12 protein-coding genes are annotated in these 12,891 nt (G+C 58.4%); 6 read left to right on the top strand and 6 right to left on the bottom strand.

Annotation, left to right across the window (positions count from 1 at the left end; translation table 11 throughout):
* Positions 1-4: 4 nt before the first annotated feature.
* Both Q354_RS0105025 and pdxH read right to left on the bottom strand, forming a co-directional pair.
* Entirely contained in the window at positions 5-682 is a 678-nt protein-coding gene (locus Q354_RS0105025; RefSeq protein ID WP_027856656.1) for an alpha/beta hydrolase, read from the bottom strand.
* Positions 679-1,320, bottom strand: coding sequence for a pyridoxamine 5'-phosphate oxidase (gene pdxH, locus Q354_RS0105030; RefSeq protein WP_027856657.1), 642 nt, complete (start codon positions 1,318-1,320; stop codon positions 679-681). The genes Q354_RS0105025 and pdxH overlap by 4 nt, the downstream gene beginning before the upstream one ends.
* 172 nt (positions 1,321-1,492) lie before the next feature.
* Between pdxH and Q354_RS0105035 the strand changes: the two genes are divergently transcribed.
* Entirely contained in the window at positions 1,493-2,176 is a 684-nt protein-coding gene (locus Q354_RS0105035; RefSeq protein ID WP_245600997.1) for a hypothetical protein, read from the top strand.
* 14 nt (positions 2,177-2,190) lie between these two features.
* On the opposite strand, the gene Q354_RS0105040 is transcribed toward Q354_RS0105035, so the two are convergent.
* From Q354_RS0105040 to Q354_RS0105050, 3 genes are read right to left on the bottom strand one after another with little or no spacing between them, the layout of a single operon-like run.
* Positions 2,191-2,838 carry a DUF2959 domain-containing protein gene (locus tag Q354_RS0105040; protein ID WP_027856659.1) on the bottom strand — a complete coding sequence of 216 codons (648 nt, stop codon included), beginning with the start codon at positions 2,836-2,838 and terminating at the stop codon, positions 2,191-2,193.
* Between the two features lie 39 nt (positions 2,839-2,877).
* On the bottom strand, positions 2,878-3,882 hold the full coding sequence (locus tag Q354_RS0105045; RefSeq protein ID WP_027856660.1) for a hypothetical protein: 1,005 nt from the start codon (positions 3,880-3,882) through the stop codon (positions 2,878-2,880).
* Positions 3,883-3,913: 31 nt separating this feature from the next.
* Positions 3,914-4,750, bottom strand: coding sequence for an alpha/beta fold hydrolase (locus tag Q354_RS0105050; RefSeq protein WP_027856661.1), 837 nt, complete (start codon positions 4,748-4,750; stop codon positions 3,914-3,916).
* A gap of 240 nt (positions 4,751-4,990) precedes the next feature.
* Between Q354_RS0105050 and Q354_RS0105055 the strand changes: the two genes are divergently transcribed.
* On the top strand, positions 4,991-6,241 hold the full coding sequence (locus Q354_RS0105055; RefSeq protein ID WP_027856662.1) for an efflux RND transporter periplasmic adaptor subunit: 1,251 nt from the start codon (positions 4,991-4,993) through the stop codon (positions 6,239-6,241).
* Positions 6,241-9,396: an efflux RND transporter permease subunit gene (locus Q354_RS24680; protein ID WP_051559913.1), complete on the top strand. Its 3,156-nt coding sequence runs from the start codon at positions 6,241-6,243 to the stop codon at positions 9,394-9,396. Before Q354_RS0105055 ends, Q354_RS24680 begins: the two co-directional genes overlap by 1 nt.
* Positions 9,397-9,460: 64 nt before the next feature.
* On the opposite strand, the gene Q354_RS0105065 is transcribed toward Q354_RS24680, so the two are convergent.
* Positions 9,461-9,808: a PilZ domain-containing protein gene (locus tag Q354_RS0105065; RefSeq protein ID WP_027856663.1), complete on the bottom strand. Its 348-nt coding sequence runs from the start codon at positions 9,806-9,808 to the stop codon at positions 9,461-9,463.
* A 276-nt stretch (positions 9,809-10,084) separates the two neighbouring features.
* Here Q354_RS0105065 and dapC point away from each other — a divergent pair, with 276 nt between their 5' ends.
* From dapC to dapD, 3 genes are all read left to right on the top strand, one after another.
* Positions 10,085-11,281, top strand: a complete 1,197-nt coding sequence (gene dapC, locus Q354_RS0105070) for a succinyldiaminopimelate transaminase (RefSeq protein WP_027856664.1) — start codon at positions 10,085-10,087, stop codon at positions 11,279-11,281.
* Between the two features lie 11 nt (positions 11,282-11,292).
* A complete protein-coding gene (locus Q354_RS0105075; RefSeq protein WP_027856665.1) occupies positions 11,293-11,640 on the top strand; it encodes an ArsC family reductase in 348 nt (115 codons plus the stop codon).
* A 132-nt stretch (positions 11,641-11,772) separates the two neighbouring features.
* Positions 11,773-12,804, top strand: a complete 1,032-nt coding sequence (dapD, locus tag Q354_RS0105080; protein ID WP_027856666.1) for a 2,3,4,5-tetrahydropyridine-2,6-dicarboxylate N-succinyltransferase — start codon at positions 11,773-11,775, stop codon at positions 12,802-12,804.
* Positions 12,805-12,891: the final 87 nt, after the last annotated feature.

Here is a 12,891-nt window from a genome sequence, read left to right on the forward strand (position 1 = left end):
CTCTTCAGTCCTCGGACATTAATATCTGTTTCAGCCATTGCCCCATTGCCACCATCTCTTCCTGAGAGACTTCATGCGCCAGTGGATAGCTATTCCAGCCCGGATTCAGGCCCAGCGCTTCCAGCTGAATCACAGCCTGCTCTCCCAGTGAAAAGGGCACCACATCATCCTGGGTGCCGTGCGCGACCCAGACAGGTAACTGTTTGTTTTGCTCTCTATATTCAGACTTAAGCAGTTCCGGACTGGCGATATAGGTAGACAGGGCAACAACCCCCGCCAGACGCTGTGGATAACTCAGCGCGGCCTGATAGGCCACCGCCCCTCCCTGAGAAAAGCCCGCCAGTACGATGCGCCCGGGATCGATACCGCGTTCGATCTCCCGCTCAATCAGGCGCTGGACCTGGGATACCGACAGCTGCAGTGAAGGCAGGTCGATCTTGCGTTCGATATTCATCTCCAGAATATCGTACCAGGCAGGCATGACCCAGCCACCATTGACCGTCACCGGGCGTTCCGGCGCATGCGGGAAGACAAAGCGTACCGCCAGCGATGGAGGTAACCCGAGATAGGGAATCACCGGCTCAAAGTCATGACCATTCGCACCCAGGCCATGCAGCCAGATAACCGCAGCATCGGCGCTGGACGCAGGTTCAACTTCAACCGCTGGCAACAGGTCGATCATGGCTGCAACCTGTCGATCTGCCAGCTTCCATCCACCAGGGTATAGCGGAAACGGTCATGCAGGCGGCTTTCCCGCCCCTGCCAGAATTCGAAAGCCGTTGGCTTCAGGCAGTATCCGCCCCAGCGCTCCGGATGCGGTACCTGGCCATCGCTATGTTGCTGCTGCAGTTTATCCACAGCGGCCTCCAGCGCCTGACGGGACTCGATCACCTCGCTCTGATGAGACGCGGCAGCACTCAGGCGGCTCCCCAGGGGCCGCTCGTTGAAGTACTTTTCGCCCTGTGAAACCGGCAGACGTTCTACCCGCCCCTGAATCCGTACCTGACGTTCCAGCCCGTACCAGTAAAACAGCAGAGCGGCCTGCGGATTCTGTTCCAGCTCGGCACCTTTTGCGCTGCTGAAATCCGTGTACCAGGCAAAACCCTCTTCACCAAAATGCTTCAGCAGCACAATACGCGCCGATGGCATGCCACTGCTATCGGCCGTTGCCAGTGTCATCGAGGTGGCGTCATCCGGGGCAGCGTCGGTCGCCACCTCCATCCATTTACGGAACTGCTCTACGGGATTGGTATCAAGCTGATCCCGGCTCAGCGGGCTGGCCAGGTATTCCCGGCGCAGCTGGGTGTAATCGTTACTCATACGCTTATCTCATACAGGTTTAGGCTGATTGTACAGCGCCGGCAGCGCAGACAGAAACCACCCGGCAACGGTGACAGGGATATTTAATCCTCCGCCGCTGCAGTGTGGCCAGACTGGCTGATGTATACTGCCGGAATATCGCAAACGGCGTAAATACAAGGAGATCGATCCGGTGCGGACCCTGATGCTATGCCTCTGCCTGCTGCTTGGCGGCTGTGCCACTTCCGGTGAGTCCGGTTTCAGCATTAAAAGCCTGGCAAAAAGCGATATCGATTCAGTCACTGACAGCCACCGGCGTCAGCTCAAAGCGCATCTGCAACAGCTCACGATTAAGTTGTATAAGAGAAATCCGCGCGAGTTGATTAAGGTCGAGCGGATGAGTATCCGCAAGCGCCTCGATATGCTCTATGTACTGGACCGCAAGCCCGGTCAGTTTGCCGAGCTGAGCTTCCGGGATGGCAACGATGCGATCCGTCTGGCGTTCTCTGAGGAATATAAAGGTGACCGGGTATTTGCCCTGATGGCAGGCTTGTCCACCATGCTGAACTCCGCCTATCAGCACAAACCGGAATTCTTTATGCTGGATGACCTGGACCAGCAAAAGCTCTATAACAGTGCCCGCAATCTGGAAACCGTGGCCTGGCAGCTCAGGCAGCGCCGCGACAGTCGCGGACAGCTGTTCCTGCTAAGCAATGGGGTCAGTGACAGCGGGGTCGCGAACTACAGCTTTGAGTTACTGTTCGGCAAGATGATCTCGCTGCAGGATATGATGGCGATTGTGATTTCGGAAAAGACCAATCGCACCATCACCCATATAGTACACCGGGCCGCATCGATGACCCTGCTACCGATCTGACCGGGTCATACCGCTCAGCCCGCCTCCATCTCGCGGATAAAGGCATCAGACTCGCTGATCGCATTCTGCATATCACGCACCAGCAGACTGATGTCCTGACGGATACCCTGAAATTCTCCCTTCAGCTCGCCCACCGCCCGCGCATTCAGATTGTGCTTCAGGTAGAGCACATTATCCTGCAGGGTCGCCAGTACCGGTTGCATACGCTTTTCCGCCGTCTGCAGCTTGGCCAGTAGCTGGCGATAGCGGCGCCGGGTATCTTGCAGCTTACGGGCGCTCTGGCTGCGCAGTTTGCTGTTACTGTAACGGGTCAGCTCCTGCTGCCACTCTTCAAACAGGTCTTCTGCCACTGTCTCAACGTTGTCGATTCGGCTGTTAACTGACTCTGCTGCAGAGACGCTGTCGTCGTACTCGGCTTTAAGGCTGTTGTACTGCTTGCTCAGCTCTCCGCCATCAAACTGCACCACCGAGCGGAACTGTTCCAGCGCATCCTGAAACTGTTCCTGGGCCTCGCTCTGGGCATCACGGGCCTCTTCTACCCGGTCGACCAGGATATCCCGTTTGTGGATACCCACCTGCTCCATCGCAGAGTAGTAGGCCCCGGAACAGCCGGACAGCAGTCCGATAACCAATGGCAGGGCAAGCAGTGATTTGAATTTCATAGATCAGGTTCCGTTACTGATACCGGCTACTGGCACCGGTTACTGACAATAGTCCAGTGGCTTATTGATACGAATATTGTCAATCTTATGGTTGTTGTTGAGGCAGAGGGTGATATCGGCACGGTCCGGCATCTCCTCCAGCATATGGCGGGTCAGCCGTTCATAGTGCTGGATAAAACGCTGAATCTGCGCCTCATCCATAATCCGCAGGTGATCGGTTGGCTGCTGGGTGTCGTAGATATACTTTACCCGCTCTGCCAGCTTTTTCTCCTGCAGCGAGCGCCACTCAAAAACAGCGTCCATACTCGGGACTTTCAGCATAATCAGTACGTCCACCATCTCAAACAGAGACTGGTAGATCCCTGACAGCTGATCGTTTACATGTCTGCGCCAGCAGCCATCGGGGTCTTCGTCCTGCTCCAGCCTGTTGATCGGCCTGTCCAGTCGGGCACTCTCCTGAGGCAGCGCGCCGACGCACCAGCCTTCGAACACGATCACATCCGCCGGACCAAACCACTCCTGCCAGACAGATGCCGGACAACGATCATCCGTGGATTTATCGAACACCGGGATTTTAGTGACACTGCTGTCGTCACTCTGTTTCAGATCCTGCAGGATCTGCATGCCCAGTTCCACGTCATGGGTTCCCGGCACACCGCGGGTAGCCAGCAGCGGGTGCACCTTATCGGCCAGCCTCTGGCGTTCATCGTGGGTTTTATACAGGTCATCCAGTGAGAAACCGACCACACTGAGGCCAAAGCCTTCGTCGAGGATAACCTCAAGCAGGTTAAACAGGGTGGACTTGCCCGCGCCCTGGGCGCCGTTGATCGCGACCACCAGCGGCCCCTCCTGCTGGCGCTTACGGCAGGTGAGCCAGGCCCCCAGCGGGACATAGATCGACTCGAACATATCCAGCAAGCCGATATCCACTTTCAGCGATTCCAGTGTCGACGCGAAAGCGCGCTCGACGGCTTTGACCGCCTCCTGCCGTTCCTTCGGTGACAGGCACAGCTGCTGGCGGGGCCAGCTTGTCAGTACACTCATCTACTACCTGTAATTCAGACTGTCGTAATCATCAGCAGAGCCAGCGACAGACAGATTCGATCTGCTCCGCCTCCATCAGTGAAGGCGCATGCTCCATATCCGCCACAGCATACAGGGTCATTGCCGGATTTTCCTCCCGCATCTGCTCCACGGTATCGCGCTGCAGCACGTCGGAACGCTCACCCCAGATCAGCATCTGCGGGCACTTCACGGCACGCCAGCTATCCCACAGATCAACCGGATGGGTGCTCATCGCCGCGGTCGACAGCGCCAGTGCCGGATCATAATGCAGGGCATATCCGCCTTCAGGCCGCGCCCGCACGCCGTGGCGGGCGATATGATCCCACTGGGATGCAGTCAGGTTACGCAGGGCCGGATAGGTTTGCTGCATAAAGCTGCGCGCCTCCTCCAGCGTCGGGAACTGTTTTTCTCCCAGATAGGTGGCGATACGTTCCAGCGAGGATTGCGGGATATAGGCACCGATATCATTCAGCACCAGCCGCCGAATAGGCGTCTGCGGCATGCCGGCCAGCAACATACCGATAATGCCGCCCATCGAGGTACCCACCCAGTCGACCTGTTCCACATCCAGCCGGGCCAGCAGGCAGCTGATATCACTGAGGTACTGTGGCAGGGCATACAGCTGACCCGGGGGCAGCCAGTCGCTTTCACCCCGACCAACGATATCGGGACAGACTACCCGGTAATCTTCGCTCAGGGCCTCAGCAAGCTGATCGAAATCCCGCCCGTTTCGCGCCAGGCCATGGACGCAAATCACCACCCGGGGATTGTCCGGGTCTCCCCACTCCCGGTAGGCCATGCGATGGAATCCCTGGGGATTAAGGCACTTTACGGTTCTGACTGACATAACACGCTCCCTGTATTGCTGAATGATGTTGAGGCCCTGCAAACTGATCTTAGTCCGCCTGCGTATTGGGAACAACGGCAGAACCCGCATTGCTTTCTTTCAATAAGAATTCCCTAATATAATGATCAAGCCCGGCTAAACGCCGGAACAATGTGTTCACTCTATACAATTCGTCCGGCGACTCAGGCATGCTGTAACCGCCGTCCGTAGTGGAACTAGTCTGGTACCAGAATGAATGAGATGACAAGGAAATCCCCGCGAAGCTTTCTGAAATGGCTGCTGCCGCTGCTGTTTATCGCTGCGGCCGTGGCTGTGTTTATAGTGCTCAAAAACAGCAAGCCGGAAACACCCGCCCGGCCGGTAACCGAGCGCAGCTGGCGGGTCTCCACTGTCGCGGCCGCAGCTGCTGACTACCAACCTCAGCTGGAGATTTACGGCACTGTCGAAGCTCCGCGCAAGACCACCTTCACTGCCGCGGTCACCGCCTTCGTGAATAAAGTCGATACGGATGAAGGCCGTCAGGTACGGGCCGGCGAACAGCTACTGCAGCTGGATCCGCGTGACACCCAGCTGGTCGTTACCCAGAGAGAGGCCGATGTCGCTGCCATCAAGGCCCGCATCAGCGCTGAGCAGGTACGCTATAAAGCCGACCGGGAAGCCCTGAAAATCGAGCAGAAGCTGCTGGCGATCAGCCAGCGCTCTGTCGATCGCTTCGAGCGCCTGCTGAAACGCAAGGTTGGCAGCGAAGACCAGCTGGACAATGCCCGCCGGACCTACCAGCAGCAGGCGCTGGCGCTGAATAGCCGGCGCCAGTCCATTGCCGATCACCCAAACCGGTTGCAACAGCTGAAATCAGAGCTGCAGCGTGCAGCAGCACAGCTGGACAGCGCCCGGTTGGATCTGCAACGCACCACGATCAACGCCGGTTTCGATGCCCGTATTGCTAAACTCTATGTGGCGCCGGGCGATCGGGTACGCAGTGGCGATAAACTGGTCAGCCTGTATGACCTGGAGCGCCTGGAGCTGCGGGCCCAGATCCCGACCCGTTTCCTGGCCACCATCCGTGCGGCCCTGCAGGCTGGCGGCCTTAAGGCCGAGTTGCTGCTGCCGGATCGCAGCCTTCCGGTCGAACTCGATCGTCTGGCCGGAGAGGTCGATGGCGGACGCGGCGGAGTCGATGCCCTGTTCCGCTTTATCGAACAACCCGATGATCTGGAACCCGGCCGGGCCCTGAGTCTGCGTCTGCAGCTGCCCGCTGTCGCCAACAGTTACGCCCTGCCGCCACAGGCCCTCTATGGCCTCGATCGCATCTACCGGGTGCAGGACGGTCGCCTGCAGAGCGTCAGGGTTAACCGTGTCGGCAGCAGCCGCAACAGCCGTAATCAGGAGCAAGTATTGGTGACCAGTATAGAACTGCATGAGAACGACCGCATTCTGGCAACCCAGCTGCCCAATGCGATCAATGGACTGCGTGTGGAAGAGGCTAACTGATGCGCCAGTATTCAGGTCCACTCCAGGGGTTAACCGCCATGTTTGCCAGCCACCGGGTGGCGGCGAACCTGCTGATGGTGCTGATGATTCTAGCGGGCGTCTGGGGGCTGAAGAAACTCAATACCCAGTTTTTCCCCTCCTTCGAACTGGATGTCATCACGGTACAGATCGCCTGGAGCGGCGCTGCAGCCGAAGACGTAGAGCGCTCGGTGATACTGCCCATGGAGGAGGGACTGAAATCCCTCACCGGTGTCGACCGGCTGTTTGCCACAGCCAGCCAGGGCATGGCCTCTATCCGGCTGGAGCTGGAGGAGGACAGCGATCTCGACTTCCTGCTCGATGAGGTTAAGCAGAAGGTCGATAATATCCGCCCCGATCTGCCGGCCGATATCGAAGAGCCGCTGGTGCAGAAGATCATCCGTTATGAAGATATCGCCAGCCTGCTGATCACCAGTAAACAGAGTCCCGCCGAAGAGCTGCGGCCACTGGTGCGCCGCTTTGAACGCGAACTGCTGGAACTAGGCATCAGCAAGATCGACTTTTACGGGATGCCGGAGCAGGAGATCGCCATCCAGCTGCCCGCCGCCCGCCTGCATGAACTGGGTATGACGATGGCCGAAGTGGCGGGCAATATCCGCCAGCGCAGCGTCGACCTGCCCGCCGGCACCGCAGCCAAGGGCGACGGCTCGCGCCAGATACGCAGCCTCAGCCAGCAACGCAGTGTCGAAGGCTTTAACCAACTGCCGCTGATGACCGACAGTCAGGGCCGTCTGCTGCGCCTTGGCGATGTAGCCGATATCGCGCTGCGTACCCGGGACGGCCAGGTCGAACTGGCATACCGTGGCCAGGCGGCCATTATGATGACCCTGCGCCGCACCGAAGCGGAAGACTCCCTTAACTCGGCGGCTATCCTCAACCAGTGGCTGGCCGATATCCGTCCGACCCTGCCCCCGGACCTGCAACTGATCGCCTTCGATGAGCGCTGGCAGCCGATTCGCGACCGCATCAACCTGCTGCTGAAAAATGGCCTGAGCGGACTGGTGCTGGTGATCCTGATCTTGTTTCTGTTCCTCAATGCCCGGGTCGCCTTCTGGGTGACTATCGGTATCCCGGTCTCCTTTATGGCGACCCTGGCGGTGCTGTACGGTATCGGTGGTTCGATCAATATGATCAGCCTGTTCGGGCTGATTATGGCGCTGGGGATCATTGTCGATGACGCCATTGTGGTCGGTGAGGATACCCTGACCCACGTCCAGCAGGGCGAACCGGGACTGCAGGCGGCCATCGGCGGGGCCCACCGTATGCTGCCTCCGGTGATGGCCTCATCCATGACCAGTATCGCCGCCTTTCTGCCGCTGCTGCTGGTCGGCGGCACTATCGGTAATATCCTGGTGGATATCCCCATCGTGGTGATCTGCGTCATTATCGCCTCGCTGCTGGAGTGCTTCCTGATCCTGCCGGGGCATCTGCATCACAGCCTGCGCCGCAGTGAAGACCTGCATCCGACTAAGCTACGGCTGAAGCTGGACAGCGGCTTCAACCGCTTCCGTGACGGACCTTTCCGCCGCCTGGTCACCGTGGCAATCAACTTCCGCTGGGCCACCATGGCCGCAGCCATCGCCCTGCTGATCCTGGCGATCGGCCTGATCGCCGGTGGCCGGGTGAAATTCACCTTCTTCCCCGCAGTAGAGCGGGATGTGATCAGTGCCAACGTGCAGTTCACGGCCGGTACCGACAGTGCCACAGTGCAACGCTTCCTGACCCATGTAGAGCAGGAACTGCTGGCAACCGAAGAGGATCTGGGCGGCGAGCTGATTAAAGTCGCCTTCCAGCGACTACGCACCGCCTCCTTCAGCCGCACCACCGCCAGCGGCAACCGGGGTGAAGAGTTTGGCAGCCTCTACCTGGAGCTGCATCCGGCCGACAGCCGCAGTGTCAGCAACAGTCAGCTGATCAAACGCTGGAAACGGGATCTGACCGTACCGGCCGGTGTCGAGAAATTCACCATTGATGTATCCCGCTCCGGGCCACCGGGCAAACCGATAGAGCTCAAGCTCAGCGGCAATGAGATTAATGCCCTGAAACAGGCCTCGCTGGATATCCAGCGTTTACTTGAAGGCTATACCGGCCTGTCCAATATCGATGATGACCTGCCCTTCGGTAAGGCCCAGCTGATCTACAACCTGACCGCAGCAGGCAAAGCCGCGGGGCTGACCCTGGACGCTGTCGGCCGTCAGCTGCGTGCCGCCTTTGACGGCCTGGAAGTACAGAATTTTTACCTCAATCAGGATGAAATTGAGGTCAGGGTAGTGCTGCCGGATGCCGAACGTGACCGGCTCAGCCTGCTCGAGCAACTGCCGATCGTGCTGCCCAATGGCAGCACTACGCCGCTGTCTAACGTAGTCAGCTTTACCGCCCAGCGGGGCCTCGATACCCTGCAGCGGGTGGATGCCCAGCTGTCGATTAATATCACGACCGACCTGGATGAAGCCGTAGCCAATGCCAACGAGATCATTGCCGATCTGAAAGCCGGCGAGCTGCAGTCGATCCTCGATCAGTACGGCGTCCAGGCCAGCTTTGAAGGCAAGAATAAGAGCCAGCGCGAGACCGCCGAGGATATGAAGAACGGCCTGATGCTGGCGTTGCTGCTGATCTACATCATTCTGGCCTGGGTGTTCGCCTCCTACAGCTGGCCGATAACCGTGATGCTGGCGATTCCGCTGGGCATTACCGGCGCGGTTTTCGGTCATTTCCTGCTGGGGCTGGATATGACCATCCTGTCGATGTTCGGGCTGTTTGGTCTGTCAGGCATCGTGATCAATGACTCGATCGTCCTGATCACCTTCTATAAGAAACTGCGCGGCAGCGGCCTGGCAATCAAGGAGGCCGTTATCGAAGCGGCCTGCCAGCGCTTGCGAGCGGTACTGCTGACCTCGCTGACCACCATCGCAGGGCTGACACCGATCCTGTTCGAAACCTCTTTGCAGGCCCAGTTCCTGATCCCGATGGCAGTGTCTATCGTGTTTGGCCTGGCCTACGGTACCGTCGTTATCCTGCTGTTTGTGCCGGCGGTACTCACGGTTGTGGAATCGCTGCGCGGGCGGCTGGGAGGACATTCGCCGGTAAAGCTTGAAAGCCACTCGGCGGCAGGCTAAGCCGGGACAGGATCGCTCAACACTGTTATCTGGGGCCGGGCACCGGGCTAAAACAACCCGGCGCTCAGACCAGGTGGCGCTTAATATAGCGATCCAGAATCTCAAACCCCTGCTGATCGATACTCAGGATAGACACCCCATACTGTACCCGGTGCTGGGAAACCCGGCGCTGGTGCACCATCCTGCAATGGCAGTGAATAGCGCTGTCGGCCAGGCCGAAATGCAGGTTAAATTCGGCACCGCCGACGGTGGCAGGCTGACGCACCTGCATCAACTCAGTCCCGCCCTCCAGCAGGAAGCCGCCCTGACTGATATCCAGCAGCGTTACATCCAGGGTATCCGCATCATTTTTTTCCAGTTCGGCAGGCAGTTCGACACAGAGTCGGGGGTAAATTCTTCGTTCAGGTCGCATCGGTAGATCTCCGGCATTGCCAACAAGCAACAAGCTGCCACCCGCCTCCGGGACAGGTTAAACAGTCGTTTAAGCATTGAGTAAAGTTATACACAACCCGGACTGATGAAGAAATCCCTGCGATCGCAGCGCGTGGAACAATCCGCCTCAGTTACAGTTGAAATTTAATCCGGCTTGATTTCGATCAGTGCTTAATCGCTATGCAGGCTTTCTGTATAATCCGAAGGTTAATCCGCGCTAAAACCCTGCGCTTTCAGGGGATAAGAAGGACAAAAGATGAATCGCGACCTCAGTCTGCTGCAACCTTACCCGTTTGAGAAACTCACCGCGCTGAAGGCGCAGGTGTCTCCACCGGAAGATCTGGAGCATATCGCCCTCTCCATTGGCGAGCCTAAGCACCCGGCTCCCGAGTTTGTCACTGAAGTACTGACCGACAACCTGGCGCGTCTGTCCAACTACCCGACCACCAAGGGTATTCCGGAGCTGAGTGAAGCCATTGCAGGCTGGTGTGAGCGTCGCTTCAAACTACAGGCCGGTTCGCTGGACCCGAAAACCAATGTGATTCCGGTCAACGGTACCCGCGAGGCGATCTTCTCCTTCACCCAGGCGGCGATCGATCGCAGGCCGGATACGCTGGTAGTGTCACCGAACCCGTTCTACCAGATCTATGAAGGCGCAACCTATCTGGCCGGTGCCGAGCCTTACTACCTGAACTGCAATGCCGACAATAACTTCGTGCCGGATTACGATGCCGTGCCGGAGTCTGTCTGGCAGCGCTGCCAGTTGCTCTACCTCTGTTCGCCTAGCAATCCGACCGGTGCCGTCACCGGTATGCAGACTCTGAAGAAACTGATCGCATTGTCGGACAAGTACGACTTTATCATCGCTTCCGACGAGTGTTACTCCGAGATCTACTTTGACGAGGCCAAGCCGCCGGTTGGCCTGTTGCAGGCCTGTGCCGAGCTGGGCCGCGATGACTATAAAAACTGTGTAGTGATGCACAGCCTGTCCAAGCGTTCTAACCTGCCGGGCCTGCGTTCCGGCTTTGTCGCCGGTGATGCCGCTCTGCTGGTACCCTACCTGCAGTACCGCACCTACCACGGCAGCGCCATGCCGATCCAGCACCAGCTGGCATCGATTGCCGCCTGGAACGACGAAGAACATGTACTGGAAAACCGCAGCCAGTATCGCCGCAAGTTTGATGCCGTGGTGGAGATCCTCTCTCCGGTGATGGACGTTCAGCATCCGGATGCCAGCTTCTACCTCTGGGCGGCTACCCCGATCGCCGATGACCTGTTTGCTCAGGGACTGTTCGCCAGCCAGAACGTCACTGTTCTGCCAGGCAGCTATGTTTCCCGTGAAGCCGAAGGTATCCTGCCCGGCGCCGGCCGCGTGCGCATGGCACTGGTTGCCACCCTGGAAGAGTGTGTCGAGGCGGCACACCGTATCCGTAACTACGTTGAATCGCTGTAAGGATTAAACCGATGGTCACTATGTACGGTATCAAGAACTGCGACACCATTAAGAAAGCCCGCAAGTGGCTGGAAAACGAAGGTATCGAATACCGTTTTCACGACTACCGTGTCGACGGACTCAGCGCCGAACAGCTGCAGGACTGGGCGGCAGAACTGGGCTGGGAAGCGCTGCTGAACAAGCGCGGCACCACCTGGCGTCAGCAGCCAGACGCAGTTAAGGACAGCATCGATGAACAAAGCGCTCTGGCACTGATGCTGGAACATCCGGCGATGATTAAGCGCCCACTGCTGGACAACGGCAGCCTGCGTAAGCTGGGATTTAAAGACGCTGACTACAGCGCTCTTTTTAACGGCTGAACCTGAAGTATTCATATGCCCGCTGCCAGGTCGCAGCGGGCATCCTGACAACAGCCCTCATGCACCTGATCGCCGGAAGGGCTGGCTGATAATAACGACGATTTATCTTTTATATTTCTGATGGAGAAACAGATGGCAAATTTTGCTTTTGGTCTTGGTGTAGGCACCAAGTCTTCAGCGGGCGACTGGCTGGAAGTCTACTTTAACGCTCCCCTGCTGAACGCTGACGCTGCACTGATCGACGCAGTCGCCGCAAAAGTCGGTTACGAAGGTGGCAATGCGACCATCGAGATCCGCGAATCCCAGCTGAAAGACCTGGAAGCTGCTTTCCTGGCAGTCGGTGCGGAAGATCAGGCTGAGGTTGTCGAGATCCTGGAAGGGACAGCACAGCCACTGGTACTGACCATCCTGGAAACTGACGCAGACCCTGCCACGACGGCTGAGGTTTACCTCAAGCTGTCCCTGCTCTCTCACCGTCTGGTACAGCCTCACGGCATCAGCCTGGCGGGCATGTTCGGCAAACTGCCAAACGTTGCCTGGACCAGCGAAGGCGCTATCGCGCTGGAAGACCTGTCCAAGCGCCAGCTGGCGGCCCGTGCTAAAGGCCAGATGCTGCACGTTTACTCTGTGGATAAGTTCCCGCAGATGACCAACTACGTAGTGCCTGCCGGCATCCGTGTTGGCGACGCATCCCGTATCCGCCTGGGCGCTCACGTCGGTGAAGGCACGACAGTGATGCACGAAGGCTTTATCAACTTCAATGCCGGTACTATGGGCGTGAGCATGGTTGAAGGCCGGATCTCTGCAGGCGTGGTTGTCGGCAACGGCTCCGACGTCGGCGGCGGTGCCTCCACTATGGGCACCCTGTCCGGCGGTAACGATGTGGTGATCTCCGTGGGCGAGAACTGCCTGCTGGGCGCCAATGCTGGCCTCGGCATCCCGCTGGGCGATCGCTGCACCCTGGAAGCTGGTCTCTATGTCACTGGCGGCTCCAAGGTGACCCTGCTGGACGATCAGAACAACGAAGTCAGCGTTGTTAAGGCCGCTGAGCTGGCCGGTAAGCCGGACCTGCTGTTCCGCCGTAACTCCCAGAACGGCCGTATCGAAGTGAAGACCAACAAGTCTGCGATCGAGCTGAACGAAGAGCTGCACAAGCACAACTAAGCAGCCTCTGCAGCCCGCCTCTTGCCGGAGGCGCGCTACCCTGATGTAAACCCCGCACCGCTGTGCGGGGTTCTTTATTCCAGCGCT

It is taken from the genome of Marinobacterium jannaschii DSM 6295 (genome assembly GCF_000620085.1).
GTDB classification, from domain to species: domain Bacteria; phylum Pseudomonadota; class Gammaproteobacteria; order Pseudomonadales; family Balneatricaceae; genus Pontibacterium; species Pontibacterium jannaschii.